Origin of the sequence: Aeromonas sp. FDAARGOS 1406 (assembly GCF_019048565.1) — a bacterium.
Taxonomy (GTDB): domain Bacteria; phylum Pseudomonadota; class Gammaproteobacteria; order Enterobacterales; family Aeromonadaceae; genus Aeromonas; species Aeromonas caviae.
In genome coordinates this window covers 2,752,692-2,777,500 of the sequence record NZ_CP077378.1, presented here as the reverse complement: position 1 = coordinate 2,777,500, position 24,809 = coordinate 2,752,692, and the positions used below count along the sequence as shown (strand labels likewise).

Genomic DNA, 24,809 nt, shown 5'->3' with positions numbered 1-24,809 from the left:
CCTTATTTTCAAAGGCTTTTCGAGGCTACCGACCGGCTTGTTTGCGTTGCCGCTTGCCCTGTCGATGGAGGCGCATTATAGGGAGCTAATTCGTTCTGGCAACCCCTCCTCTGCAATAAAATTGTAAAAATCGGCACTTTTTTAGTTATTCATATCCAAACACAGCTTTTATACAAACTTATCCACAGAAACCGGTGTCGTCTTGCTAGAATGGCCGAAAACAAGGAGGCCAAGATGGACTTGCGACTGAGACCTTACAAGGGAAAACGCCCGCAACTGGGCAAACGGGTATATGTGGATCCCTGCGCCACCCTAGTGGGGGATATCCAGCTGGGTGACGATGCCAGCATCTGGCCCATGGTGGCCGCCAGAGGGGACGTCAACCATATCCGCATCGGTGCGCGCAGCAACATTCAGGACGGCACAGTGCTGCACCTGACCCGCAAGAGTGCCAGCAACCCCGGCGGCTATCCGCTGCTGATAGGTGAGGATGTCACGGTCGGTCATAAAGCCATGCTGCACGGTTGCACCATAGGCGACCGGGTGCTGGTCGGCATGGGTGCCATCCTGCTGGATGGGGTGATCGTTGAAGACGATGTGATGATCGGGGCGGGCAGCCTGGTGCCACCAGGCAAGCGGCTCGAGGCCGGCTTTCTTTATATGGGCAATCCCGTCAAGCAGGCCCGCCCTCTCAAGCCGGCCGAGATCGCCTTCCTCAAGACCTCGGCCGACAACTATGTGCTGCTCAAGGATGAATACCTGCAAGAGGCCTGACCCTGCAGCCACAAACAGGAAGCCCGGCATCATGCCGGGCTTCTCTTCTTATATAGCTATGTGACCATCAGGCAGGATCAGTGGGCCTGATCCCAGTTGTCACCGGTGCCCGCTTCCACCACCAGCGGCACATACAGTTCGGCCGCACCCGACATCTTCTCCTTGATGAGGGCGATGTACTCTTCCAGCTTCTCTTCGCGGATCTCGAACACCAGTTCATCGTGCACCTGCATCAACATGCGGATCGACTGGTCTTCAATGCCCCGGATCCAGCCATCCACGTTGATCATGGCCCGCTTGATGATGTCGGCAGCCGTACCCTGCATGGGGGCGTTGATGGCGGCCCGTTCGGCCGCCTTGCGCAGGCCCGCGTTGCGAGACTTGATATCCGGCAGATAGAGGCGACGGCCAAACAGAGTCTCCACATAGCCCTGGGCGTCCGCCTGCTGGCGGGTACGCTCCATGTACTCCAGCACACCCGGGTAGCGCTCAAAGTAGAGATCCATGTACTTCTGCGCTTCGGCGCGACCGATCCCCAGCTGCTTGGCCAGACCGAAGGCACTCATGCCATAGATGAGACCAAAGTTGATCGCCTTGGCACTGCGGCGCATGTCGCTGGTCACCGCATCAAGCGCGACCCCGAACACCTCGGCGGCGGTCGCCTTGTGGATGTCCTTGCCCTCGGCGAAGGCGGTCAGCAGCCCCTTGTCACCGGAGAGGTGGGCCATGATGCGCAGCTCGATCTGGGAGTAGTCCGCCGCCACCAGCTTGTAACCGGCGCACGGAATGAAGGCCTGCCGAATGCGGCGCCCCTGTTCGTTGCGCACCGGAATGTTCTGCAGGTTGGGATCGGTGGACGAGAGCCGACCGGTCGCCGCCACCGCCTGATGATAGGAGGTGTGCACCCGCCCGGTCTGCGGCTTGATCATCAGCGGCAGCTTGTCGGTGTAGGTGGACTTGAGCTTGGCCAGCCCACGGTGCTCCATCAGCAGTTGCGGCAGCTCATAGGTCTCCGCCAGCTCGGCCAGCACCTCTTCCGCAGTGGATGGCGCTCCCTTGGGGGTCTTTTTGATGATAGGCAGCCCCAGCTTGGTGAAGAGGATTTCACCCAGCTGCTTGGGCGAGGAGAGATTGAACTCCTGCCCGGCCAGCTCGTGGGCCTGCTTCTCCAGCTCTGCCAGACGCACTTCGATCTCCTGGCTCTGCTGATGCAGCAGCTTGGGCTCGATGGTGGTACCGAGTCGCTCCATCCGCGCCAGAACCGGCAGCAGCGGCAATTCGATCTCTCTGAATACCTTGGCAAGTCCCGGCTCGGCAGAGAGCTTGCCCCACAGCGCCTGATGCAGACGCAGGGTGATGTCGGCATCTTCCGCCGCGTAAGGAGCCGCCTGCTCCAGTTCGATCTGGTTGAAGGTGAGCTGCTTGACCCCCTTGCCGGCAATGTCCTCGAACGAGATGGTCTCGACGTTCAGATACCTGCGGGCCAGGGAATCCATGTCGTGGCGGCTGGCGGTAGAGTTGAGCACATAGGATTCGAGCATGGTGTCGTAGGCGATACCCTGCAGCTCGATGCCGTGGTTGAGCAGCACATTGCGGTCGTACTTGAGGTTCTGCCCCACCTTGAGACGGGCCGGATCTTCCAGCAGCGGTTTGAGCTTGCCGAGTACCACGGCCTCGGTCAGCTGCACCGGCGCCCCCAGATAGTCGTGGCCGAAGGGCACGTAGGCCGCCTTGCCCGGCTCGATAGCAAAGGAGACGCCAACGACGCGCGCTTCCATATAGTCGAGACTAGTGGTCTCGGTGTCGAAGGCAAACAGCGGCGCCGCCTGCAACCGTGCCAGCCACTCGTCGAATTCGGCCTCGTCCAGGATGCAGCGATAGTCGGTTTCGATGGCGGCTGCCGGGGCGGCGCCTTCCTCATCACCTTCTGCTTCGCTCTCCTCAGCGCCACCGGACTCCAGCTCTTTGATCAGGTTGCGCAGCTCATACTCGCGATAGACCGCCAGCAGAGCCTCTTTGTCGATGGGGCCAAGCTGCAACTCTTCCAGGCTCTGTTCCAGCGCCACGTCGGTCTTGATGGTGGCCAGCACATAGGAAAGGCGCACCTGCTCTTCCTGCTCGCGGAACTTGTCGGCGAACGCCTTGGAGCCACGGAAGCCGAGCGCCGCCACCTTGTCGAGGTTGGCGGCGATCTCGTCGATGCTGCCTATCCCCTGCAACAGAGCCAGTGCGGTCTTCTCGCCGACACCTGTCATGCCGGGAATGTTGTCCACCTTGTCCCCCATCAGCGCCAGGTAATCGATGATGAGCTCGGGCGGTACGCCGAACTTCTCGATCACCCCTTCCCGATCGGTCTTCACATCCTTCATGGTGTCGATCAGGGTGACATGGTCGGAGACCAGCTGCGCCATGTCCTTGTCGCCGGTGCTGATGAGCACAGGCAACTGTTTCTCGGTCGCCTGACGGGCCAGGGTGCCGATCACGTCGTCAGCCTCCACCCCTTCGACCATCAGGAAGGGGAAACCCATTGCCTTGATCATCTGGTGGATAGGGACGACCTGGCTGCGCAGATCGTCCGGCATGCTGGCGCGTGTTGCCTTGTATTCGGGATAGATGTCGTCGCGGAAGGTCTTGCCCTTGGCGTCGAACACCACGGCCACGTGGCAGTCGGGGTACTGCTTGCGAAGGCTGCGCATCATGTTGGCCATGACACGGACGGCGCCGCTAGGCAAGCCGGTCGAGGTGCGCAGATCGGCCTGCTGCGAGGCAAAGAAGGCGCGGTAAAGATATGAAGATCCGTCGACCAGAATAAGAGGATTGCTAGAGGCCATGAAAATCGTCCTGCCAAGAATAAACAGCCGCTAGGATGCCACAGGGCCCGCACCACACCAAGGGGACTCCCACCATCACCCCGGCGCACAGGTGGGGCACATTGCTGTGGATAACTCTGTGCTCAAAAATGGCACCATTGCATCACGGCCGTGACAAAGCTGTGGATTAAAACAAAAAATATCTTTTAAAACATTACGTTGAGATCATGAAAACTCAACATGACACACTCATCATGATCTCGATCAATGTGGAAAAAAATTCAAGGGGGGTACTGAGGCAGGATCCAAAACGAAACAATCCTAGCACAGGGAGATGACTTGACCAGCGGAGGTCGAACGATAACCATACAAAAGTACAACAATCTACCCTGGCTCACATTTTCAACAACGAGGAGTCTGTCATGAAAAAAGTGGCCGTGATCTTGAGTGGTTGTGGCGTGTTTGACGGCGCCGAAATCCACGAGGCCGTCATCAGCCTGCTGGCGCTGGCCCGTCAGGGAGCATCCGTTCAATGCTTCGCCCCCAATGTCCCTCAGCTTCATGTCATCAATCACCTGACCGGCGAGGTCAGCGAGGGAGAGAGCCGCAACGTGCTGGTCGAGGCGGCCCGCATCTGCCGCGGCCAGATCAGGGATGTGGCTGAACTGGATGCAGCCGACTTCGACGCCCTGCTGGTGCCGGGCGGCTTCGGCGCCGCCAAGAACCTGTGTGACTTCGCCATCAAGGGCGCAGAGTGCCGCATCCAGCCGGATGTGCTGAAGGCCTGCCAGAGCTTTACCAGAGCAGGCAAACCGGCCGCCTACATCTGCATCGCACCGGCCATGATCCCGCTCATCTATGGGGCAGGCACCCTGGCCACCATTGGCAACGACGAGGACGCTGCCAACGCCATCGAAACCATGGGTGGCAGTCATCTCGACTGCCCGGTGAGCGAATTCGTGGTGGATCAGGAGCGCAAGGTCATCTCCACCCCTGCCTACATGCTGGCCAACAATATTGTGGAGGCGGCGGACGGCATCGAGAAGACCGTCAAACAGCTGCTGGCACTCTGATTGCCCGGCAGACCAAAACAAGCGGGCCGCTCAAGGAGCGGCCCGCTTTCATTCCGGTCAATCTAGACGGGATCAGATGGCATCGCCCATCTGGTCCATCTTGCCCAGCAGGGCACGCAGACGCTCTTGCCAGGCAACGTGCTCGTTGCGCAGTTGGTGGTTTTCGTCTTGCAGCTTGCTGTTCTGCTCTTTCAGCTCGTCCAGCTCCATCTTCAGCAAGGAGATGTTGTCGACGGCGGATTGTACTTTGGATTCGAGTTGCTCAAGGACTTCTAGTGACATATGCATACCTGTATGTTCAATTGCGATGCCCCACAGAGGGCGATTCAAGCGCGTGGAGCCAGCATACCCTGATGCGCTCGGCACAAACAAGCCAGCACGTTGCAAAATGCGCCCTGCGGCCCGGTATTGCTTAAATATGCGTCGGTTTTTCTCGCAGGCAGCAGGAACCTCGATCCCGGGCGTCCGCCGTGGCATAACCCGCCCTCCTGCCGATGCCGTCATCAGCCATGCAAGGCGATGAAGCCCCCCATCATCAGACAGGCCACGGCGTACATCAGCAGGCCGTAGAGCAGGTTCCAGCGCAGCAGCAGCCCGGCGCTCAGGTTGTAGCGGGACGCCAGCGCCAGATTGGAGCCGGAGAGCGGGCTCGTCCCGGTCGCCAGCCCCCACCCCATGAGGAAGCACATGCCAAGCAGGCTGGGATCCGGTGCCAGCGGCCAGAGCAGCGGCGCCACCCCCGAGATGCTGATGAGAGGATGCACGCCCACTATGGCCACCAGGAAGATCAGCAGCAGGGTCAGGCAGGCTTCCAGCCAGCCGAAGTGGTTGAACAGCGGCAGGCCGTGGCCACTGCCAAAGTCCAGTACTGACAGCGCGCTGTTGATGCCAGCCGCCAGCAGGCCGGCCCCCAGAAACAGCACAAGCTGGCCACCGATGGCCGGGAAGCGCTCCACCACCTGGCGCTTGAGAGCAGCCCCTCGCCCCGCTTGCGGCATGAACAGCAAGGCCAGCAAGGGCGCCACCAGGGCGATCACCGCCAGAATGCTGAGTCCGGGCCAGAAACGGTGGATCACCAGCACCAGCAGTGCCAGGGTCACCGGTAGCCCCAGGGTCTGGAGCCGCAGCGGATAACCTTCAAAGGTCTCCACACCGAGTCGCTCTACCTGCCAGGCCGTCAGCCCCATGGCCAGCAAGGCCGCCAGTATGCCAAAAGGCAGTATGCTGCCCAGTTGCAGACCCGGTGCATAGGTGAGGGCCACCGCCATGGCGACGAAGAAGGGGGACCAAAACGCAGCAGCACAGAAGATCCGGCTCAGCACCATGACCTGACGCCGCTCCAGCGTCCCGTTGCGCTCCAGCCGATCGCCGATGATGAAGAGCACCGAAAGATTGATGACGGCCCCCAGCAGATTGAGGCTGGCCATGGTGCTCCACAGCCCCTTGCGACCGGACCAGGAGGCGGTGCCGGTCAAGAGGCCGGAGGTAGCCAGATTGAGGGTGCTCACTGCGGCAAACATGGTCAGCATGTTGATGTTCGGCAAGAGCCAGTCACCTGGGCTGAGGCTGGCCCCCCGCCACCAGGAAAAGAGCAGCAGCAGGAGCGCCGCGCCGTAGAGGGCCAGCGCCTGACGCCGTGCGGCACCCACCAGCCAGGGCCAGGTGAGCAGGGAGGCGGCCCAGGCCGCGATGGCGGCGGGCCAGGGGGAGAAGTCCAGATAAAGGTGCAGCAGGTTGAGCAGCCACATCCCCAGGATCAGAAAGCCTGACCAGCGCTTGACCATACAACGGCCTCGGTCAGGGGATCAGAGGCACTGATCCATGTCCAGGGAAGGTTTGTCGCACTCGGGGCGGCCCACAATCCTGGCGGGCACGCCAGCGACCGTGGTGTGAGGCGGCACCGGGTTGATCACCACGCTGCCGGCACCGATCTTGGCGCCGACGCCCACCTCGATGTTGCCGAGGACCTTGGCCCCCGCCCCTATCATCACCCCTTCCCGGATTTTGGGGTGACGATCGCCACTCTCCTTGCCGGTCCCTCCCAGAGTCACACTCTGCAGGATGGAGACGTCGTTCTCGATGACGGCGGTTTCCCCGACCACGATACCGGTGGCATGGTCAAACATGATGCCCTTGCCGATGCGGGCGGCCGGGTGTACATCCACGCCGAACACCACGGAGATCTGGTTTTGCAGATAGAGCGCCAGGGCACGGCGTCCCTGACGCCACAGCCAGTTGGCCACCCGATACCCCTGAAGAGCATGGAATCCCTTGAGGTAGAGCAGCGGGGTGGAGAAGAGGTCGACCGCCGGGTCGCGATCCTGCACCGCGCAGATGTCGGCGGCCACTGCGGCCAGCAGCTCGGGCTCGCTGCGCAGGGCCAGCTCGATCACTTCCCGCAAGGCGATGGCAGGCATGGTGGTGCTGTCGAGCTTGTTGGCGAGCTGGAAGCTCAGCGCCGAGCGCAAATCCCGGTGATTGAGAATGGTGGAATGAAAGAAGCTGGCCAGCATGGGCTCCTGGGCCGCCATGCTCTGCGCTTCCTGCTGAATTTTTTGCCAGGTTCTGGCAACCAGATCATCCATGTTGCAGCCTACTGTTGTTCAGGGTGAGTGCTTTGTCGTTCTTTTGTCAGCACCGAGATGGGGTCCATGTGAATGATCACATCCATCCGCTCGAAGGCCTGGCGGACGGCCAGTTCAGCCTCGTCGGCTATCTGATGGGCCCTGACCAGAGGCAGTTGATCATCGAGTTCCAGATGCAACTGCACGAAACGGGTCGGCCCGGATTGGCGGGTACGCAGGTCATGTACGCCATGCACCCCCTCTACGGCACAGCAGAGGGCCATTATTCTCGCTTGTTCCTCCTCTGGCAACTGACGATCGAGCAGGGCCTGCACCGATTCGTAGCCGATATGGACGGCCCCCCACACCAGGAACAGACCGATCAGAATGGCAAACAGGCCATCGGCCCAGTACCACCCCTGCCCCGCCAGCACCAGTGCCACCAGCACGCCGCCATTGAGCAGCAGGTCGGAACGGTAGTGCAGCATGTCGGCCTTGATGGCCACACTGTTGGTCTTGCGGATGACAAAGCCCTGGAAGCTCACCAGCAGCAGAGTCAGCACGATGGAGCCGACACTGACCCAGATCCCCGCCTCCAGGCGCACCACGGGCACCTGATTCAGCATCGACGAGATGCCGTGCATCACCAGCAGCAGGGCGGACCCCGAGATGAAGGCCGACTGCACCAGACCCGCCAGGGACTCCGCTTTGCCGTGGCCGAAGCGATGCTCTTCGTCGGCAGGGGCCAGCGCATAACGGATGGCCAGCAGATTGATGAGAGAGGCGCTGATGTCCATGAAGGAATCGGTCAGGGATGCCAGCAGGCTGGATGAATCCGTCATCAGCCAGGCGATCAGTTTGCCCAGGATGAGCAGGGTGGCGGTGGTCACAGCGGCCATGCTGGCCAGGGTGACCCAGCGGGAATAGTGTTGGTGGCTCAAAACCGGCTTTCCTCCGACGCGTAAAAACTTATTATACCCTGACCCGGACGTCAGTTTGGCGTGCAAAATCAACAGAGTGACTCCCAGATGAACAAAATACTCCTGGTCGACGACGATCTCGAACTGACCCAGCTGCTCACCGAAATCCTGACCTTGGAGGGGTTTGAGGTCACCGTCGCCGAGGATGGGGAAGAGGGATTGCAGCGACTGGCAGAACAGGCTTTCGACCTGGTGCTGCTGGACGTCATGATGCCCAGACTCAACGGTTTCGCGATGCTGACCCGGCTGCGCAAGACCCACGACACCCCGGTGTTGATGCTGACCGCCCGTGGCGACAGCCAGGATCGGGTCAACGGGCTGGAGGCCGGTGCCGACGACTATCTCGCCAAGCCGTTCGACGACAGGGAGCTGCTGGCCCGGGTGCGCGCCATCCTGCGTCGAACCCAGAGCCAGGCTCCCCAGCGCGGCGGCAGCTCGGAAGAGGTGCGCTTCATGGATCTGGTGCTGCAGCCCGGCCTACAACAGGCTCGCTGCGACGATCAGTTGCTGGAACTCACCGCCACCGAGTTCGGCCTGCTGGAGTGCCTGCTGCGCAATCCGGGCCAGATCGTCAGCAAGGGCCTGCTCTCCGAGCAGGTGCTGGGCAAGAAGCTCGAACCCTTCGATCGGGCCATCGACATGCACCTGAGCAACCTGCGCAAGAAGCTGCCGGAGCGGGCTGACGGCCAGCCCCGCTTCAAGACAGTGCGGGGACGAGGCTACCTGTGGCTGGAGCAGGCATGAAATCGGCCCGCACCTTCAACGGCCTTTCCACCCAGATCTTCCTCTGGTTCTGGTTCATCCTGCTGCTGGTCGTGGCCGCGGTGGTAATCCTACCCACCCTGGACCCCCGCAACATCATCCCGCTGCCGGCCCACGAGATTACCCGTCTCAACAACAACCTGGCGGCGCTGCAACGGGGCGCGGATCCCGAGCAGGATTTCGATCTGGCCAAGGCCATCGATGCCGCGGGCCTCTTGCCGGTGGACAACATCTATCTACGCGATGCCAAGGGGCAGATGCAGTCCAGCACCCGGCTGAGCAAGTTCGTGATCCGTTTCATGCTCGACTCGGACAACCCGGCCAAGCCCATGCTGGGCAGCGAACACCAGCGCGCCATCGCCGGCCCCTTCCAGATGGTCCATCGCGGCCAGACCTATCACGTCTATTTCGGTCTGAACGTCGAAAACTCCTACCTGTTCCTCTTCATCCAGATCCTGGATCACCCCATCCAGATCCTGGGCATCGCCATGCTGGTCAGCACCCCGCTCTGTCTGTTGCTCGCCTGGCGCCTGACCCGCCCCATACTGCAGTTGCAGCAGTCGGTCTCCCAACTCGCCCAGGGCAACCTGGAAATACAGATCCCCAACCTGGGGCGGCGCGACGAGATAGGCCAGCTGGCCGAACATGTCAGTCGCATGGTCGATACCCTCAAGGACATGATCCAGAAGCAGAAGCAGTTGCTCTCCGACATCTCCCACGAGCTGCGCAGCCCCCTGACCCGCATCCAGCTCGCACAGGCGCTGATCCGCCGCAAGCAGGGGGACAGCGCCGAGCTGGCGCGCATCGAAGGGGAGATAGCCCGGCTCGACAAGCTGATAGGGGATCTGCTGGATCTGTCGCGGGTGCAGCAACATGTGGAGGCGCCGGTGACGCTGCCCCTGGCGGAGCTGCTGGAGCCCATCCTGGACGATGCCATGTTCGAGGCAAACCAGAACGGCAAACAGCTCAGACTCCCTTCCCTGCCCGCCGAATCCCTCACCATGTGGCCAGAACTGTTGGCCCGCGCCCTGGAAAATCCCCTGCGCAACGCCCTCAAGTATGCCCGCGAGTTCATCAAGGTGGACTGGTACCGGGAGGGACGGGAGTGGGTGATGACCATACGGGATGACGGCCCTGGCGTGCCGGTGGAGCAGCAGCCCCGGTTGTTCCTGCCCTTCTTTCGGGTGGACGATGCCCGCAACGCCAAGACCGGGGGCACTGGTCTCGGCCTTGCCATCGCCGCCGAGGCGATCCAGCGTCATGGGGGGACCATCCGGGCCAGCAGCAATCAGCCGACCGGACTGGTCATCACCATCCGTCTGCCCATGCCCTGACCTCCCCCTTTTCATCGGCACGGGTGCTGGGTATGCTGGCGCCCGTTTCGCACCAGCCCAGGATCCTTCCATGCTCGATATCGTGCTCTACCAACCGGAAATCCCCCCCAACACCGGCAACATCATTCGCCTCTGCGCCAATACCGGCTACCGGTTGCACCTGATAGAGCCTCTGGGGTTCGAGTGGGATGACAAACGGGTCAAGCGGGCCGGGCTCGACTATCACGAGTTTGCCGACATCAAGCGCTGGCCTGACTATGAGGCGTTTCTGGCAGCCGTCGCCCCCCAACGGGTCTTTGCCTGCACCACCAAGGGACGCACCGCCCACTCGGCGGCCCGGTTTGCCCCCGGTGACGCCCTGCTGTTCGGGCCCGAGAGCCGAGGCCTGCCCATGGAGATCATCGAGAGCCTGCCATTCGAGCAGCGGCTGCGCATCCCCATGCTGCCCCAGAGCCGCAGCATGAATCTGGCCAACGCTGTCGCGGTGTTCGTCTACGAGAGCTGGCGACAGTTCGACTATTCAGGCTCGCTCTGACCGCTGACGATATTGGCAAGGTGGCCAGGATTCAGACTGACTGCGCCGTCCCCTGCCCCGCTAGCAGCCGTCCATCACGCTCCAGTCGCCAGCAGAGCCAGCCCAGCGTCAGGCCACGACCGGCCATCAGGGCACTCATGGCGGCCCACAGGGCCGCCACACCCCATCCCTGGCAGAACCACCAGATGGGAAAGAAGCCGGCAAACACCGCCACCAGCATGCTGTTGCGCATCTCCCGGGCCCGGGTGGCGCCGATAAAGACCCCGTCCAGCAGGAAGCACCAGACCGCCAGCAGCGGCATGGCCACCAGCCAGGGGAGCTGACGTTGCGCCTCGGCGATCACCGCCGGTATGTCGGTAATGTGACGGATGAGCCAGTGGCCCCCCAGGGCAAACGAGAGGGTGAATGCCAGGGCGATCAGCAGCGCCCAGCCCAGATTGAGGACGATGGCCTCCCGCAGCAGCGGCCGATCGCGCCGCCCGATGGCGCGCCCTACCATGGCTTCCACCGCATAGGCAAATCCATCCAGCCCGTAGGAAATCAGCATCAGGAAATTGAGCAGCACCGCATTGGCGGCCACCGCCACATCCCCCAGCCTGGCCCCCTGCAGAGTCATGAACACGAAGCAGAGTTGCAGGCACAGGGAGCGGATGAAAATATCCCGGTTCAGGGCGAGCAGCCGTAGCAGGGCCGGCCACTGGCGCCAGCGCAGCCAGGCGTTGTGCCACACCCCGGGATCAAGTCGGCGCAGATGCCGGCTCACCAGCCAGAGCCCCACCCCGAGCGTGCTGTAATCCGCCAGCAGGGACGCTGCGGCCACCCCTTTCACCTGCCAGCCCAATCCCAGCACGAACCAGGCATCCAGCACCATGTTGACGAGATTGCCCAGGATCAGCAGCAGCATGGGACTGCGTGCGTCCTGCATGCCCAGCAACCACCCCATGATGACCAGATTGCACAAGGCCGCCGGGGCGCTCCAGATCCGCACCGACACATACTGACCGGCATAGGTCTGTACCTCGGAAGAGCCGCCACCGAGGGCGATGATGGCAGGCAGGAACGGCAACAACAGGAGCAACAGCGCCATGCCCAGTCCTATCGCCAAGCCCAGGGCCCGCGCCAGGGTGTCGAGCTGCCCTTCGGCATGGGCTGCACCTTGAGCCTGGGCGGTCAGCCCTGTGGTGGACATGCGCAGGAAGCCAAGCAACCAGAACAGCAGATTGATGAAGGTCGCACCGACCGAGACGCCGCCGAGAAACCAGGCCTGGCCAAGATGACCGATCACCCAGGTGTCCACCAGCCCCAGCAAGGGCGTGGTGACGTTGGAGAACACCATGGGCAGGGCCAGGGCGAAGACGGCTCCGTGGCGGCGAGGATCCTTCAGCCAGGCGGGAATCAGCATGGTGCGCGCCGGGCTCACTCGCCAGCCAGCCGCACGATGCGCGCGAAGTCGGCCACCATGGTCTGCATGTCCACGTGGGGCACCTCACCCGGTGCCACTTTGGGTCGGAAGGTGGCCACCAGCTTCCCCTCGGGGTTGATCAGCACGATGGAGGCGGAGTGGTCGATCAGGTAGTCCTTGCGCTCCCCTTCCACGATGGAATAGACCAGCCCCAGATTGCGGACCAGAGGAAAGAGGGCACTGTGAGGTGCTGTCGCCGCCTTGAACTCGGGCTCGAAGAAGGCGGTATAGCTCTTCAGGCGGGCGCTGTCATCCCGCTGGGGATCCGCCGAGATGAATACCACCTGGCTAGTGGGGGCTATCTTCTTCAACGCCGGATAGACGCTGCGCAGATCCGCCAGCGTGGTCGGACAGACATCCGGGCAGTAGGTGTAGCCGATGAACAGAAAGCTCCAGTGTCCCGTCAGGTTGGCAGGGGTAAAGGGCTGTGCATCCGCATCCGTGAGGGTAAACGGGTTGATGTCTCGCCCCGCCGGGTAGTAATCGGCCTGTTCCGGCACCACGGGCTGACTCCAGTAATAAGCCGCCGCAATGGCGCCGATGAACAGCAACAGCAGCAGGTAAAAGCGTGGTTTAACCATATAAAACAAAGCCTTGCTTATGTTAGAAGCCCTAGGGGCAAAACCGGTAGGGGTCATTGTAACCCGCCCGCCCCCGCCGCTGGCTAGTCTTGCATCCCGGCGGGAAAGCGTCTGTGCCATGGATCAGCCGCATCGGCGCCAAAACAAGAGCCCCGCTCTGGCGGGGCTCTTGTCTGTACAGGAAGAGGGATCAGGGCCGCAGCCTGTGCTGCGGCTGGGCACGTCTCAGGGGGACGCGCAGCGGGATGACGGGGGCAGTCCAGGGCTCATCCGGCAATCCGATGTCGTGATGACGGCGAAACAGACGAACCAGGCGGACAATCTTGTCTTTGGGGCACCCAAGCCAGATGGTCCAGCCATCTCCCTTGTGATAGACCCAGAGCGCATAGAACCATGTCATCCGACTGCCCTTGATGAATCGGGTGATGGAAGATGCGGGCGCTGCGGCCGGCACCGGATCCCACGGCGAGCTTGAAGCCATACCTGTCCTCCTTGCTCAACAGGTCACGCTGACGAGTCTCTTTGTCCTCAACGACGAACCAACCACGGCAGCGTACTGACTGTACGAGTCCCCAGTGTGAGGCGACTCTCCCTTCTGCGCACCGACCCGGCGATCATGCATCCCTGCCATGGCGTGCTGCCCGGTGCGACTCCCCCTTCCCTGATCACCGACCATGACAGGGGCCTTATCAAAGGATATATCCGAAATGCATGTCGTGCGGCGAGACTATGTGCACAGGAAGGAGAAGCGAAAAGGTGGGGAGGGAGATGCCATCGGCAGATGAAAATGAAGAGGCCTCCCGCAGGAAGCCTCTTCATCGCATCGGATGCTTACATCCAGTCAGCGTTGCGGATCACGCCGACCGCCAGGCCCTCTATGGTGAGGTGCTGACTGGCGAGATCCACCTCGATGGGGGAGAGCTCTTCGTTTTCCGGCAGCAGCCACACCTGGCTGCCCTTGCGCTGGAAGCGCTTGACGGTGACGTCTTCATCGAGACGCGCCACCACCACCTGGCCGTTACGTACCTCCTGGGTCTTGTGTACCGCCAGCAGGTCCCCGTCCATGATGCCGATGTTCTTCATGCTCATGCCCTGCACCCGCAGCAGGAAGTCTGCCCGCGGGTGGAACAGGGCGGGATCCACCTGGTAGTGGCTCTCGATGTGTTCCTGGGCCAGGATGGGTTCCCCGGCCGCCACCTTGCCGATCAGTGGCAGGCCGTTTTCTTCAGGCTGCACGTCCTCTTCTTCGAGCAGCAGACGAATGCCGCGGGACGTACCCGGCATGATCTCGATGACCCCTTTTTTGGCCAGGGCCTTCAGATGTTCTTCGGCCGCGTTGGCCGACTTGAAGCCAAGCTTCTGGGCAATCTCGGCGCGAGTCGGCGGCATGCCGGTCTCGTTCATGTTCGCCTTGATGAGCTCGAGTACTTCAGCCTGGCGAGGGGTAAGGGGTTTCATAGCATGGGCACCTGTCTTTTTATACAGCACACTGGCAGTATATACAGTGCTGGGGCCAAGGCAAGGCGCAACTGGCATTTGTCGCGACCCGACGCACATTTGCCCCTCCCCCCGCTCTGAAGTACCGACTCATCGTACCTCTCGGCGACAAGCCGCCGGTGATTTGCTATGCTCACGCCGCATTTTTTTGGAGAGCAGACGCACATGTCCCTTGGGCAGAACATTTCCAGAGCCATCCTGCAATGGCCGGTCAGTGGCTTGGTCAATCACAAGAGCCTGCCGGAAAATCCCATCACGGAGCTCAAGCTGGATCCGGCCAGACCCATCGTCTATGCCCTGAAGACCAGCTCGATCACCGACCTGATGACCCTGCAACAGTGCTGCGAGGATCTCGGCCTGCCCGGTCCCTTCACGCCGCTGGAGCTGGGTGGCCAGCTGCTGCCGCGCTACGTCTGTCTGGATCGTCCGCCTCCCCTGTTTGGCACGCGCAACAAGCCGCTCCCCTTCCTGCAGGAGTTCCACCAGCTGCTGGACCTGCACAAGCAGGATCCGGCGCTGGACATCCAGGTAGTACCCGTCACCCTGTTCTGGGGCCGCGCCCCGGGCCGGGAAGGCGAGGAGGCCTCCGGCTGGAACATCATCAGCAGCCTGGCGCCAAACCGCCTGAAGAAGGCGCTGATCGTGATCCTGAAAGGGCGCGAGAACCTGGTGCGCTTCTCCCCTCCCCTCTCCCTGCGCTACATGGCGGACAAGCACGGCACCGACGAGGCCATCGCCCACAAGCTGGCGCGGGTGGCCCGCACCCACTTCAGCCGCCAACAGCTGGCCGCCACCGGACCCAAGTTGCCGAACCGCAACCTGCTGTTCAAGCAACTGCTGGATTCGAGCGTGATCCAGCAGGCCATCGAGGAGGAGGCCAGACGGGAAGGGATCAGCCTGGAGAAGGCGCAAAAGCGTGCCCACGGCTACATGGACGAGATCGCCTCCAATTTTTCCTATCGGTTGATCCGCCTCGGCGAAAGCTTCCTTGGCTGGCTGTGGAACAAGCTCTATCGCGGCCTCTCGGTCAACGGAGCAGAGCAGGTGCGTCAGCTGGCCCAGGAAGGGCACGAGATCGTCTACGTCCCCTGCCATCGCAGCCACATGGATTACCTGCTGCTCTCCTACGTCATCTACCACCAGGGCATGGTGCCGCCCCACATCGCGGCGGGCATCAACCTCAACTTCTGGCCGGCGGGCCCCATCTTCCGCCACGGCGGCGCCTTCTTCATCCGCCGCACCTTCAAGGGCAATCCGCTCTACAGCACGGTATTCCGGGAGTACCTCAACCTGTTGTTTGCCAAGGGCTACTCGGTGGAGTTCTTCACCGAGGGCGGGCGTTCGCGTACCGGTCGCCTGCTGCCCCCCAAGACCGGCATGCTGGCCATGACCCTGCAGGCCATGATGCGCGGGCTGGACAGGCCGGTGACCCTGGTCCCCGTCTACCTCGGCTACGAGCACGTGATGGAGGTGAACACCTACCACAACGAACTCAAGGGGAGCCGCAAGGAGAAGGAGAGCTTCCTGCAGGTGCTCGGCATCCTGCGCAAGCTGCGCAACTATGGCCGTGGCTTCGTCAATTTCGGCGAACCGCTGACCCTCAACAGCTACCTCGGCGAACATGTGCCCACCTGGAAGGAGAGCATCGGCCGGGAGGAGCGTCCCGAGTGGATGGCCTCCACCGTCAATCAGCTGGCCGAGCTGCTGATGACCCGTATCAACGATGCCGCCGCCGTCAACGGCCTGACCCTGAGTGCCCTGGCCCTGCTGGCCGCCGAGCGCCACGCCTTGACCCGGGACGAACTCCAGGCCCAGCTCAACACCTATCTGGACCTGCTCAAGCAGGTTCCCTACAGCCCGCACAGCACCATGCCGGACGAGGACGCCAGGACCCTGCTGGAGCAGGCGATGGAGCTCAACAAGTTCGAGGTGAGCGAGGACAAGCTGGGCCAGATCATCAGCCTGGACCGCTATCAGGCGATCCTGCTCACCTACTACCGCAATAACATACTGCACCTGTTCGCCATGCCCTCCCTGGTGGCGGCCCTGATCGAGCGGTGCGAGGGGATCTCCCGCAGCGAGATCGTCGCCCGCTGTGTCGACATCTACCCCCTGCTCAAGACCGAACTCTTCCTGCGCTATGAAGAGGAGGAGCTGCCTGAACTGATCGATGCCCTGCTGGCCGAGCTGTTGCGCCAGCAACTGGTCGAGGCACGCTGCGGCGGCTACTGGGTCAACCCCGGCAACCAGATGCGCCTGCTGCTCTTGGCCGAAAGCATCCAGGAGACCCTGCAACGCTACGCCATCGTGCTGACCCGCATGCTGGCCCAGCCCCACATCGAGGCGGAGCAGCTGGAAGCGGACGGCCTGATGATGGCGGAGCGCCTCGGCACCCTGCACGGCATCAACGCCCCCGAGTTCTTCGACCAGAAGCTGTTCAGCACCCTGATCCACACCCTGCGCAGCGAAGGTTATCTGGATCCGGGCTGCAAACCGGATCTCGGCCGCTTCCAGGCATTGGCCGACAACATAGTGCCGCTGCTCAGCAACAAGATCCGCCGCACCATCCAGGCGGGCAACCGGCTCTGAGGCGTCGACACCCAACAAAAAGGCCGCATCATGCGGCCTTTTTTCATCAAGGAAGGGGGCAGGTTAGAGGTAGTGAACCATCACCCCGAGCAGCACCAGCGCCCCCACGTAGTTGTTGTTGAGGAAAGCCTGGAAGCAGGCTTCCCGCTGCCGCTCCCGGATCAGTCGCTGCTGGTAGACGAACAGCGCCGCCGCCCCCAGCAGTCCCCAGTAATAACCGGATCCCAGCCCCATCAGCTGCCCGATCCCCAGCAGGATCAGCAGGGTCCCCAGTTGCAGCGCGCCGATGACCCGCTTGTCGTGGCGGCCGAACAGGATGGCGCTCGACTTGAGGCCAAGCTTGAGGTCGTCATCCCTGTCCACCATGGCGTACTCGGTGTCATAGGCGATGGTCCACAGCAGGTTGGCAAGAAACAACAGCCAGGCTTCCGGCGGCAGGGCATTGGCCTGAGCCGCGTAGGCCATGGGAATGGACCAGGAGAAGGCCATGCCGAGCACCAGCTGGGGGATGGGGATGAAGCGCTTCATGAAGGGGTAACAGACCGCCAGCAGCAGACCGGCAAAGGACAGGCTGATGGTGAGCGGGTTCAACGTCAGCACCAGGGCGAACGAGAGAAGCGCCAGCACGGCAAACAGCACCAGCACTTCCCGCTCGGCGACCCGCCCCATGGGCAGCGGTCGCCCGGCGGTGCGTTTCACATGACCATCGAAGTTGCGATCCGCATAGTCATTGATGACACAGCCGGCGGAGCGCATCAGAAAAACGCCCACCACGAACACGGTCAGGATCCAGGGGTCAGGCAGGCCACCAGCCGCCAGACAGAGCGCCCACAGGGTCGGCCACAGCAGCAGCAGGGTACCGATGGGCTTGTCGATGCGGGCCAACTGCGCATAGGCCAGTCCCCGCTCCTTGGTTAACAGCTTCACTCCAGCTCCTTATCCGATGGCAACGAATGAGACGATAGCGAGGGCAGGAAAAGTTCATGGACCAGCAGTGGCCATTGCCCCAGAAACAGGCGGGAACGACGCCCCCAGACGGTGGCGGCCGGACACCAGGGATTGCTCGCTATCTCGAAACAGGCCAGTTGCAGGTGATCCCGCCGCGCCGGTGCCTCACCGAAAATGCGCTCTCCCAGCGGCTGCTCTCCCAGATCCTGCAAACCGCCCCCCTGCAAGGCCGCTTCGGCAAACAGGGTCCAACCCAGGATGGCAGGCCCGCCATCACCGTGCAGGATCACCTCGCGGCACATGCCCACGGGGGCCGACACCGCTACCAGCGCCTGCTCGTCCACCGTCAGCGACACGGCGCGATTGCCGAGCAGCTGCACCGAGAGGTGATGATTGTAACGACGCAGGCGCCGGGTCATGGAATCGGCCTCCAGCAACCAGGGACGCAGCGCCTCGGGGGGCTCACACTCTGCGGGTGCCCGCCACGGGACAAGCTGGACGAGGGGAACAGTCAACTCGGACTTCACAGCTTCACCATCCGGAGATTTCCGTTGTCAGGTTAAAAACCGGTTTATTATCCGTAAATCAATGGCGAATTGTAAGAACATCCGTGCTTGACGGCCCCGATGGCAGCATCAAAAATGGGGCATCCGTCGCTGCCGAGCCATCCAGATGAAGATCTTCAGAATTCTGCTGCTGTCCCTGGGGTGTACCCTCTTGAATACACAGGCCTTCGCCAATGAGGAAGAGGCCACCGATCCCGCCTCCTCCGCCGTCCAGCCGGGATTCGCCTATCACGCTCTGGATCCGGACATCATCACCAACTACCTTGGCGACGGCAAAACCCTCGGCTATGTACGGGTGACGGTAGAGCTGATGGCCACGGACGCTGCCGACCTCAAGTTGCTGGAGCAGCACGACCCCCTGATCCGCGACGCCATCATCCGGCTGATTGGCAGCAAGACGGGCGCACAGATCAAGTCCCTGGTGAACCGGGAAGAGCTGCGCAAGGAGTGTGAGGCCAAGGTCAACGAACTGCTGGTCAAGGAGACGGGCAAGAAGGCGGTCCGCGAGCTCATCTTCACCAAATACCTGTACCAGTAACCACACCGGGAGGGGTCCTGCCCCTCTCACCCGTTGCATTCACTGTCGAGGACGTCATGGGTCACAAGACGCTGTGTGAGTGGCGCCGTCACGAGATCCCCGCCGATCTCAAGACGCTGCGCAAGATTGTGCGCAAACCCAAATTCGTGTGTGGCAAGTGTGCCCGCAGCGCCAATGACAAGGATTACCTGTGCCAGCCGCTGCGGCTGAAACATAAGGAAGGGTAGGTCCCTCTTCTCACGAAGAGATTCACGCAAGATTTCAGAAGAGAGAGGAAGGCTGATTTATTGATCAGTCCAGCCATGGCGACCCTGTTCAAACAGGCGACGGGCCTGCACGTCGTTGGGACAGACGCCGCGATACTCCTCTCCCGACCGTCCTGCCAGATAGAGATGCTCGGGTCGGCAATACCAGGCCAGCCCCTTCTGGCGACCCAGCTCCCAAAGGGCAACGTCCACTTTTTCCCCGCACTGGGTCTGGTGAAAAGCCACCCTATCGCCAGCAAAACCGAGCTTGCCGTCCGCCTCTCCCACGTCGCTCCACACCTTCTCGCAAGGGTCGTCGGAGTTGGAAACACAGCCCCCGAGCAGGGCGGCACAAAACATGATGACGAGTGAGCGCATATTCATCCTTGGCGTCGTTGGAATCGTTGTTGAGCCGCTGCCTGCCTTGTACAGCGTCATTTGAGCAGTTCATTCTAACCAGCCCGCCCCATTCTCACCAAGGGCTGCCCCCCTCGCCACACAAAAAATCGGGCGGGCACCAGGCCCGCCCTCAGGCGTTACAGGGAGTCACTGATCGTCGAGAGGGTCATAGTCCTGCCAGCTCTCGTCATCCAGCTCCTCCAGCTCGTCTTCCCAGGATTCCGGCTCCCAGTCATCATCGAGATCGAAATCAGGCGTCTGCGTACCCATGCTCATTCTCCTTGGATAGTGCACCGGCCTACAAAGTCTATCCAGAATAATGGGGCTCGCCAGTGGTTCCGATCAGAGCTTTATCAGGGTGCAGCCAGCCACCTGGAGTCATGGCTCCGGTGGCATCCACGCTCTGCTCCAACCCGGTGACAGACCGGGCGAACACGTCGGCTGGCAGTTCCCGCGCAGGGCGACGGGGCACCGACCTGGTCTTCGGTCACAACGCCTTGAACATGCTTGCCTCGCCCTGTCGTGGCATCGCTCCTCAGGTGCTCTGACGCTTTTGCAATTGAAAATCCAGGGCGAGGCTCATGCCGGCCACCTCCTCTCCCGCCAGTTGGCGCAGGATCAGCTCCGCCGCCTCCCTGCCCATCTGGTGATAGGGGATCCTGACCGAAGTCAGCGCAGGATGACAGGCGCGCGCCACATCCAGATCGTCGAAACCGGCGATGGCGAGCTTGCCCGGCACGCTCAGATGGCGGCGCTGGCATTCGAACAGCACCCCGGCCGCCAGCTCGTCGTTGACGCAGATCAGCGCATCCAGTTCGGGCCAGCGCAGCAGAAACTCCCCCAGCATGGCCGCCCCCGTGCTAAAACTCGGCAGCTCAGAGGTATTGATGATGGCGTCCGGGGAGAGGTAGTTGTCCAGCAGCGCCTTCTGCCAGCCCTGCATGCGCTGCTGCAGCATCCACTGCTCCTGGCGGGCACAGAGAAAGCCGATGTTGCGATGACCGCGCTCGATGAGGTGGCGGGTCAGCTGATAACCGGCATCGAAGTTGGAGACCCCGACGTTCATGTCGATGGGATGGCGCGCCATAGCTCCCACCTCCACCACCGGCAAGCGGGCCGCCTGCAGGCGCTGCCGGATGACCTCCCCGGGATCCCCCCCAAACAACACCACGGCGGCCGGATTGTGCTGCAGGAAATTGCTGAGCAGGCTGGCCTCCTGCTGCTTCAGGTGCTGGGCATCCCCCAGCATGATCTGATAGCCCTCGGCGAGCAGGGTCTGCTGCAGCCCGGCAATCATGTCACCGCAGGCGCGCTCCGCCAGGCTGGGGACGATGACCACTATGGTCTGGGAAGTGGCGGAAGCCAGAGCCCCCGCCGCCCGATTGGGGATATAGCCGAGTTCATCCACCGCCGCCTCGATGCGCTCGCGCATCTTGTCGGACACCAGCTCGGGGGTGCGCAGGGCGCGCGACACCGTCATGGCTCCCACCCCAGCCAACTGGGCCACGTCGTTGAGGGTCACCCGACCCGTGCTGCGGCGTTTTTTCGCTTCTGACATCCTTTCCCTTCCTCGGCATGCGGGCATTCACTTTAAGGCAAAAGCGGGGCACTGACTATTTGCTCAAACCGGATTTTACCTTCTTTGAGGCCGATAAGGGGCAGGATGAAACCCTTCTGTGAGAGAAATGATAGCGCTATCATAGATCAATGTTAGCGCTATCTGGTAGCGCTAACTTTCGGGATCAAGCTCACAGTTATCAAAAGGCAAGATCGCTAGATTGGCGCCATCCTATCCAGCCCGGACACTGCCATGCTGACCCAATTGCTGACCGAGGAGGTCATTTCCATCGAAGCGGGCGCCACGCCATCGAGCTGGCCACCGCCCCCCTGCTGGCCAACGGCGCCATAGAGCCCTCCTATGTGGCGGCGCTCTATCGCTCCCACGAGAAGCTCGGCCCCTACTACGTGCTGGGACCGGGGCTGGCCATGCCCCACGCCCGCCCGGAAGACGGCGTCAACCGGCTGGGACTGGCGCTGACCGTGCTGAAGGAGGGGGTCAACTTCGGCTCCGAGGGCAACGACCCGGTCCGGCTGCTGGTCACCCTGGCCGCCAGCGACAGCAACTCCCATGTGGAGACCATCGCCCAGCTGGCCGAGCTGTTCATGAATGAAGAAGACGTGGCGGCCATCATGGCGGCCACCAGCAAAGACGACATCTTGCGCATCCTGGCGCGCTACTGATCTGCGCCACGGCGCACCTGACAGAGGAAGAGAGCATGAAAATTCTGGTTGTATGCGGACACGGCCTGGGCACCAGCCTGATGATGGAGATGAGCATCAAGAGCATTCTCAAGGAGCTGGCCGTGACGGCCGAGGTGGATCACCGGGATCTCGCCTCCGCCGGCAGCGAGAGCGCCGAGATCTTTGTCGCCACCCGCGACATCGCCGAACAGCTGGTCAGCATGGGGGTCGACGGCCGGCTGGTATCCCTGGACAACATGGTCGACAAGGCCGCCATGAAAGAAAAACTCGCCATCGCCCTGCGCGAGCTGGGCGCACTCTAACCCCTTTGCGACTGTCTGGGCGGCCGGTGAGCCGCCGCTTCCATCTGCTTGGAGCTGACCATGGAATTTTTCAATTTTCTGATGTTTGACGTGCTGTCGGAGCCGGCCGTGCTGGTTGGCCTCATCGCCCTCATCGGCCTGATCGCCCAGAAGAAACCGGTGACCGAGTGCATCAAGGGCACGGTCAAGACCATCATGGGCTTCGTCATCCTGGGGGCCGGCGCCACCCTGGTGGTGAACTCGCTGGGCGACTTCGCCACCATCTTCCAGCACGCCTTCGGCATCAAGGGGGTGGTGCCCAACAACGAGGCCATCGTCTCCATCGCCCAGCAGTCGTTCGGCAAGGAGATGGCGATGATCATGTTCTTCGCCATGCTGGTGAACATCCTGATCGCCCGGCTCACCCCGTGGAAATTCATCTTCCTGACCGGTCACCACACCCTGTTCATGTCGATGATGGTGGCAGCCATCCTTTCCGCCGGCGGCATGAGCGGCATCCCGCTCATCGCAGTGGGCAGCCTGGTGGTCGGCGTGACCATGGTGCTGTTCCCGGCCCTCGCCCACCCCTACATGAAGCAGATCACCAGCTCGGACGATGTGGCACTCGGCCACTTCTCCACCTGCTCCTACGTGCTGGCCGGCTGGATCGGCGCCAAGTTCGGCAACAAGGCCCACAGCAGCGAAGAGGTGCAGGTGCCCAAAAGCCTGCTGTTCCTGCGCGATACCCCGGTGGCCATCTCCTTCACCATGGGCATCATCTTCCTCATCACCTCCGCCTTCGCCGGGCCCGAGTTCGTCGCCAGCGTCGCCAAGGGCAAGCACTGGTTCATGTTCTCCCTGATGCAGTCCATCACCTTCGCCGCCGGGGTCTACGTGATCCTGCAGGGGGTGCGGATGGTCATCGCCGAAATCGTGCCGGCCTTCAAGGGGATCTCCGACAAGCTGGTGCCCAACGCCAAGCCGGCGCTGGACTGCCCCATCGTCTTCCCCTACGCCCCCAATGCGGTGCTGATCGGCTTCCTGTCGAGCTTCGCCGCCGGTCTGGTGGGCATGGTGCTGCTCTACCTGCTGGGGCTCACCGTCATCATTCCGGGCGTGGTGCCGCACTTCTTCGTCGGCGCGGCAGCCGGGGTGTTCGGCAATGCCACCGGCGGCCGTCGCGGCGCTCTACTAGGTGCCTTCGCCAACGGCCTGCTGATCACCTTCCTGCCGGTGTTCCTGCTGCCGGTACTGGGAGATCTGGGCTTTGCCAACACCACCTTCAGCGATGCCGACTTCGGTGTGGTGGGGATCCTGCTCGGCCTCATCGTACGCTGATCACTCTTGCTCATCGGGGGCATGGCAAGCGATGCCATGCCCCCGCTCATCTTCCCGCACTGCCAGCCGGGCCCCACCAGCCCGAACAACGTCGAAAATATGTGCAAACACAGTGCGTTGGATCGGATTTTCACCCCATAGCGGCAGCATCTGACAGGGGAGTACGATATGCTGATGCGCTGACGTTCAACCCGACCTCGCTCGAGGCCCTTTCCATGAAATACCTGGTAGTACAAACCAAACAGATAGGAGATGTGCTGATCTCCACCGCACTGTGCAACAACCTCAAGCAGCACGACCCTGCCGGGGAAGTTCACTATCTGGTCATGGATTACTGCGCGGGCATGGCAGAGGGAAACCCCAACATCGATCGATTGATCGTCATCGAGAAGGCGCGCCGCAACGAGTGGCGCTATATGAAGGATTTGCTGCTGGGCATTCGCCGCGAACGCTACGATGTGGTGATCAACAGCCAGGGCCAGATGATAGGCCTGCTCACCTGTCTCTTCTCCGGCGCCCGCCTGCGGATCGGCTTCGACTCCTTCCCATGGCGCCTGGGCCACAACCGCATCGTGCGCTTTCGCCATGACACCGAGCATCAGGGCAACAGCACCCTGGTGGACGACCGGTTTTCACTGCTCAAGCCCCTCGGCCTCGCCAGGGAGGATCGCAACTACTACCTCTGGCTCAGCGACGCGGAGAGACAACGGGGGCGCGAGACCCTGCTGGCCGCTGGCGTCGACACGACCCGGCCACTCATCGCCATGGGAGTGAACTCCCTCGGCCATTACAAGCGCTGGCCCATCGACTGCTTCGCCAAGGTCGCCCAGTGGCTCATCGAGGAGCACAATGCCCAGATCCTGGTCTATTGCGGACCGGGGGAAGAGGAGTACAACCGGGGGCTGAAGCCGCTGCTGCCAGAAGCGCTGCAGGCCAGCGTGTTTGACCATGTTCAGACCCGCTCGGTACGGGAGCTGGTGGGGCTCTTCGCCCATTGCCAGCTGTTCGTTGGCAACGACACAGGCCCGCGCCATATGGCGCAGGCGCTGGATATCCCCCTGCTCACCATCGTCTCTCCCCTCGGACACTCCGCCATTGCCAATCCCGTCTCTCATCCCCGTTATCGCTTCGTCGACACGGGTCGTCAGGATCCGCAGCAGGAAGTGCGCGAGGTACAGATGCAGCTGGATGAGCTCTGGAGTCAAGTCACTCCTGTCACCGGCAAGCAGGCAGATGGAGACACGGCTCCCCTGCCCACTGTCTAGCACGGT

The 24,809-nt window shown here is 62.1% G+C and carries 25 protein-coding genes and 1 pseudogene; 12 read left to right on the top strand and 14 right to left on the bottom strand.

Annotation, left to right across the window (positions count from 1 at the left end):
- The first annotated feature begins 234 nt into the window (after positions 1-234).
- A complete protein-coding gene (locus I6L36_RS13045; protein WP_053288965.1) occupies positions 235-774 on the top strand; it encodes a gamma carbonic anhydrase family protein in 540 nt (179 codons plus the stop codon).
- 77 nt (positions 775-851) lie between these two features.
- Here I6L36_RS13045 and polA read toward each other — a convergent pair whose 3' ends face one another.
- On the bottom strand, positions 852-3,605 hold the full coding sequence (gene polA, locus I6L36_RS13040) for a DNA polymerase I (protein WP_053288856.1): 2,754 nt from the start codon (positions 3,603-3,605) through the stop codon (positions 852-854).
- Positions 3,606-4,006: 401 nt separating this feature from the next.
- Between polA and elbB the strand changes: the two genes are divergently transcribed.
- Complete coding sequence (gene elbB / locus I6L36_RS13035; RefSeq protein ID WP_053288857.1) at positions 4,007-4,657, top strand: isoprenoid biosynthesis glyoxalase ElbB; 651 nt, start codon at positions 4,007-4,009, stop codon at positions 4,655-4,657.
- Positions 4,658-4,729: 72 nt separating this feature from the next.
- On the opposite strand, the gene I6L36_RS13030 is transcribed toward elbB, so the two are convergent.
- The 4 genes from I6L36_RS13030 to I6L36_RS13015 all read right to left on the bottom strand — a co-directional run bounded on the left by I6L36_RS13030 (position 4,730) and on the right by I6L36_RS13015 (position 8,162).
- A complete protein-coding gene (locus I6L36_RS13030) occupies positions 4,730-4,939 on the bottom strand; it encodes a cell division protein ZapB (RefSeq protein WP_010672454.1) in 210 nt (69 codons plus the stop codon).
- A gap of 221 nt (positions 4,940-5,160) precedes the next feature.
- Complete coding sequence (locus tag I6L36_RS13025; protein WP_010672453.1) at positions 5,161-6,441, bottom strand: hypothetical protein; 1,281 nt, start codon at positions 6,439-6,441, stop codon at positions 5,161-5,163.
- A gap of 21 nt (positions 6,442-6,462) precedes the next feature.
- Complete coding sequence (cysE, locus tag I6L36_RS13020; RefSeq protein WP_010672452.1) at positions 6,463-7,242, bottom strand: serine O-acetyltransferase; 780 nt, start codon at positions 7,240-7,242, stop codon at positions 6,463-6,465.
- An 8-nt stretch (positions 7,243-7,250) separates the two neighbouring features.
- Positions 7,251-8,162, bottom strand: coding sequence for a cation diffusion facilitator family transporter (locus I6L36_RS13015; RefSeq protein ID WP_043155671.1), 912 nt, complete (start codon positions 8,160-8,162; stop codon positions 7,251-7,253).
- A gap of 87 nt (positions 8,163-8,249) precedes the next feature.
- Between I6L36_RS13015 and I6L36_RS13010 the strand changes: the two genes are divergently transcribed.
- From I6L36_RS13010 to trmL, 3 genes are all read left to right on the top strand, one after another.
- Positions 8,250-8,945: a response regulator gene (locus tag I6L36_RS13010; protein WP_010672450.1), complete on the top strand. Its 696-nt coding sequence runs from the start codon at positions 8,250-8,252 to the stop codon at positions 8,943-8,945.
- Positions 8,942-10,297, top strand: a complete 1,356-nt coding sequence (locus I6L36_RS13005; RefSeq protein WP_053288858.1) for an ATP-binding protein — start codon at positions 8,942-8,944, stop codon at positions 10,295-10,297. Before I6L36_RS13010 ends, I6L36_RS13005 begins: the two co-directional genes overlap by 4 nt.
- A 70-nt stretch (positions 10,298-10,367) precedes the next feature.
- Positions 10,368-10,832 (top strand): tRNA (uridine(34)/cytosine(34)/5-carboxymethylaminomethyluridine(34)-2'-O)-methyltransferase TrmL, encoded by a 465-nt coding sequence (gene trmL, locus I6L36_RS13000; protein WP_010672448.1) that lies wholly within the window; start codon positions 10,368-10,370, stop codon positions 10,830-10,832.
- A gap of 31 nt (positions 10,833-10,863) precedes the next feature.
- Here trmL and I6L36_RS12995 read toward each other — a convergent pair whose 3' ends face one another.
- From I6L36_RS12995 to lexA, 4 genes are all read right to left on the bottom strand, one after another.
- On the bottom strand, positions 10,864-12,234 hold the full coding sequence (locus I6L36_RS12995) for an MATE family efflux transporter (protein WP_182955898.1): 1,371 nt from the start codon (positions 12,232-12,234) through the stop codon (positions 10,864-10,866).
- Between the two features lie 14 nt (positions 12,235-12,248).
- Positions 12,249-12,875: an SCO family protein gene (locus I6L36_RS12990; protein ID WP_216986710.1), complete on the bottom strand. Its 627-nt coding sequence runs from the start codon at positions 12,873-12,875 to the stop codon at positions 12,249-12,251.
- A gap of 190 nt (positions 12,876-13,065) precedes the next feature.
- Positions 13,066-13,275 carry a hypothetical protein gene (locus tag I6L36_RS12985; RefSeq protein WP_080560358.1) on the bottom strand — a complete coding sequence of 70 codons (210 nt, stop codon included), beginning with the start codon at positions 13,273-13,275 and terminating at the stop codon, positions 13,066-13,068.
- Between the two features lie 431 nt (positions 13,276-13,706).
- Positions 13,707-14,333 (bottom strand): transcriptional repressor LexA, encoded by a 627-nt coding sequence (gene lexA / locus I6L36_RS12980; RefSeq protein WP_010672444.1) that lies wholly within the window; start codon positions 14,331-14,333, stop codon positions 13,707-13,709.
- Positions 14,334-14,537: 204 nt separating this feature from the next.
- Here lexA and plsB point away from each other — a divergent pair, with 204 nt between their 5' ends.
- Positions 14,538-16,961: a glycerol-3-phosphate 1-O-acyltransferase PlsB gene (gene plsB, locus I6L36_RS12975; protein ID WP_201922608.1), complete on the top strand. Its 2,424-nt coding sequence runs from the start codon at positions 14,538-14,540 to the stop codon at positions 16,959-16,961.
- 63 nt (positions 16,962-17,024) lie between these two features.
- On the opposite strand, the gene ubiA is transcribed toward plsB, so the two are convergent.
- Together ubiA and I6L36_RS12965 are read right to left on the bottom strand one after the other, a co-directional pair.
- Positions 17,025-17,888: a 4-hydroxybenzoate octaprenyltransferase gene (gene ubiA / locus I6L36_RS12970; RefSeq protein WP_201922610.1), complete on the bottom strand. Its 864-nt coding sequence runs from the start codon at positions 17,886-17,888 to the stop codon at positions 17,025-17,027.
- Positions 17,885-18,436 (bottom strand): chorismate lyase, encoded by a 552-nt coding sequence (locus tag I6L36_RS12965; RefSeq protein WP_042879173.1) that lies wholly within the window; start codon positions 18,434-18,436, stop codon positions 17,885-17,887. Before I6L36_RS12965 ends, ubiA begins: the two co-directional genes overlap by 4 nt.
- Before the next feature lie 145 nt (positions 18,437-18,581).
- On the opposite strand from I6L36_RS12965, the gene I6L36_RS12960 reads away from it, so the two are divergent.
- On the top strand, positions 18,582-19,013 hold the full coding sequence (locus I6L36_RS12960) for a flagellar basal body-associated FliL family protein (protein WP_010672440.1): 432 nt from the start codon (positions 18,582-18,584) through the stop codon (positions 19,011-19,013).
- Between the two features lie 56 nt (positions 19,014-19,069).
- Positions 19,070-19,240: a hypothetical protein gene (locus I6L36_RS12955; RefSeq protein WP_010672439.1), complete on the top strand. Its 171-nt coding sequence runs from the start codon at positions 19,070-19,072 to the stop codon at positions 19,238-19,240.
- Between the two features lie 57 nt (positions 19,241-19,297).
- On the opposite strand, the gene I6L36_RS12950 is transcribed toward I6L36_RS12955, so the two are convergent.
- The 3 genes from I6L36_RS12950 to I6L36_RS12945 all read right to left on the bottom strand — a co-directional run bounded on the left by I6L36_RS12950 (position 19,298) and on the right by I6L36_RS12945 (position 21,215).
- Positions 19,298-19,636, bottom strand: coding sequence for a DUF2799 domain-containing protein (locus tag I6L36_RS12950; protein WP_010672438.1), 339 nt, complete (start codon positions 19,634-19,636; stop codon positions 19,298-19,300).
- 168 nt (positions 19,637-19,804) lie between these two features.
- The gene (locus I6L36_RS22190) at positions 19,805-19,927 is read right to left on the bottom strand and encodes a hypothetical protein (protein WP_010672437.1); all 123 of its coding nucleotides are present in this window, start codon (positions 19,925-19,927) and stop codon (positions 19,805-19,807) included.
- Positions 19,928-20,192: 265 nt separating this feature from the next.
- On the bottom strand, positions 20,193-21,215 hold the full coding sequence (locus I6L36_RS12945) for a LacI family DNA-binding transcriptional regulator (RefSeq protein ID WP_041212112.1): 1,023 nt from the start codon (positions 21,213-21,215) through the stop codon (positions 20,193-20,195).
- Between the two features lie 252 nt (positions 21,216-21,467).
- Here I6L36_RS12945 and I6L36_RS12940 point away from each other — a divergent pair.
- The 4 genes and pseudogenes from I6L36_RS12940 to I6L36_RS12925 all read left to right on the top strand — a co-directional run bounded on the left by I6L36_RS12940 (position 21,468) and on the right by I6L36_RS12925 (position 24,803).
- Positions 21,468-21,898, top strand: a pseudogene (locus I6L36_RS12940) (PTS sugar transporter subunit IIA).
- A gap of 35 nt (positions 21,899-21,933) precedes the next feature.
- Positions 21,934-22,221 carry a PTS sugar transporter subunit IIB gene (locus I6L36_RS12935; RefSeq protein ID WP_016349013.1) on the top strand — a complete coding sequence of 96 codons (288 nt, stop codon included), beginning with the start codon at positions 21,934-21,936 and terminating at the stop codon, positions 22,219-22,221.
- 60 nt (positions 22,222-22,281) lie between these two features.
- Positions 22,282-23,538: a PTS ascorbate transporter subunit IIC gene (locus I6L36_RS12930; protein ID WP_201922616.1), complete on the top strand. Its 1,257-nt coding sequence runs from the start codon at positions 22,282-22,284 to the stop codon at positions 23,536-23,538.
- A gap of 215 nt (positions 23,539-23,753) precedes the next feature.
- Positions 23,754-24,803, top strand: a complete 1,050-nt coding sequence (locus I6L36_RS12925) for a glycosyltransferase family 9 protein (protein ID WP_201922619.1) — start codon at positions 23,754-23,756, stop codon at positions 24,801-24,803.
- Positions 24,804-24,809: the final 6 nt, after the last annotated feature.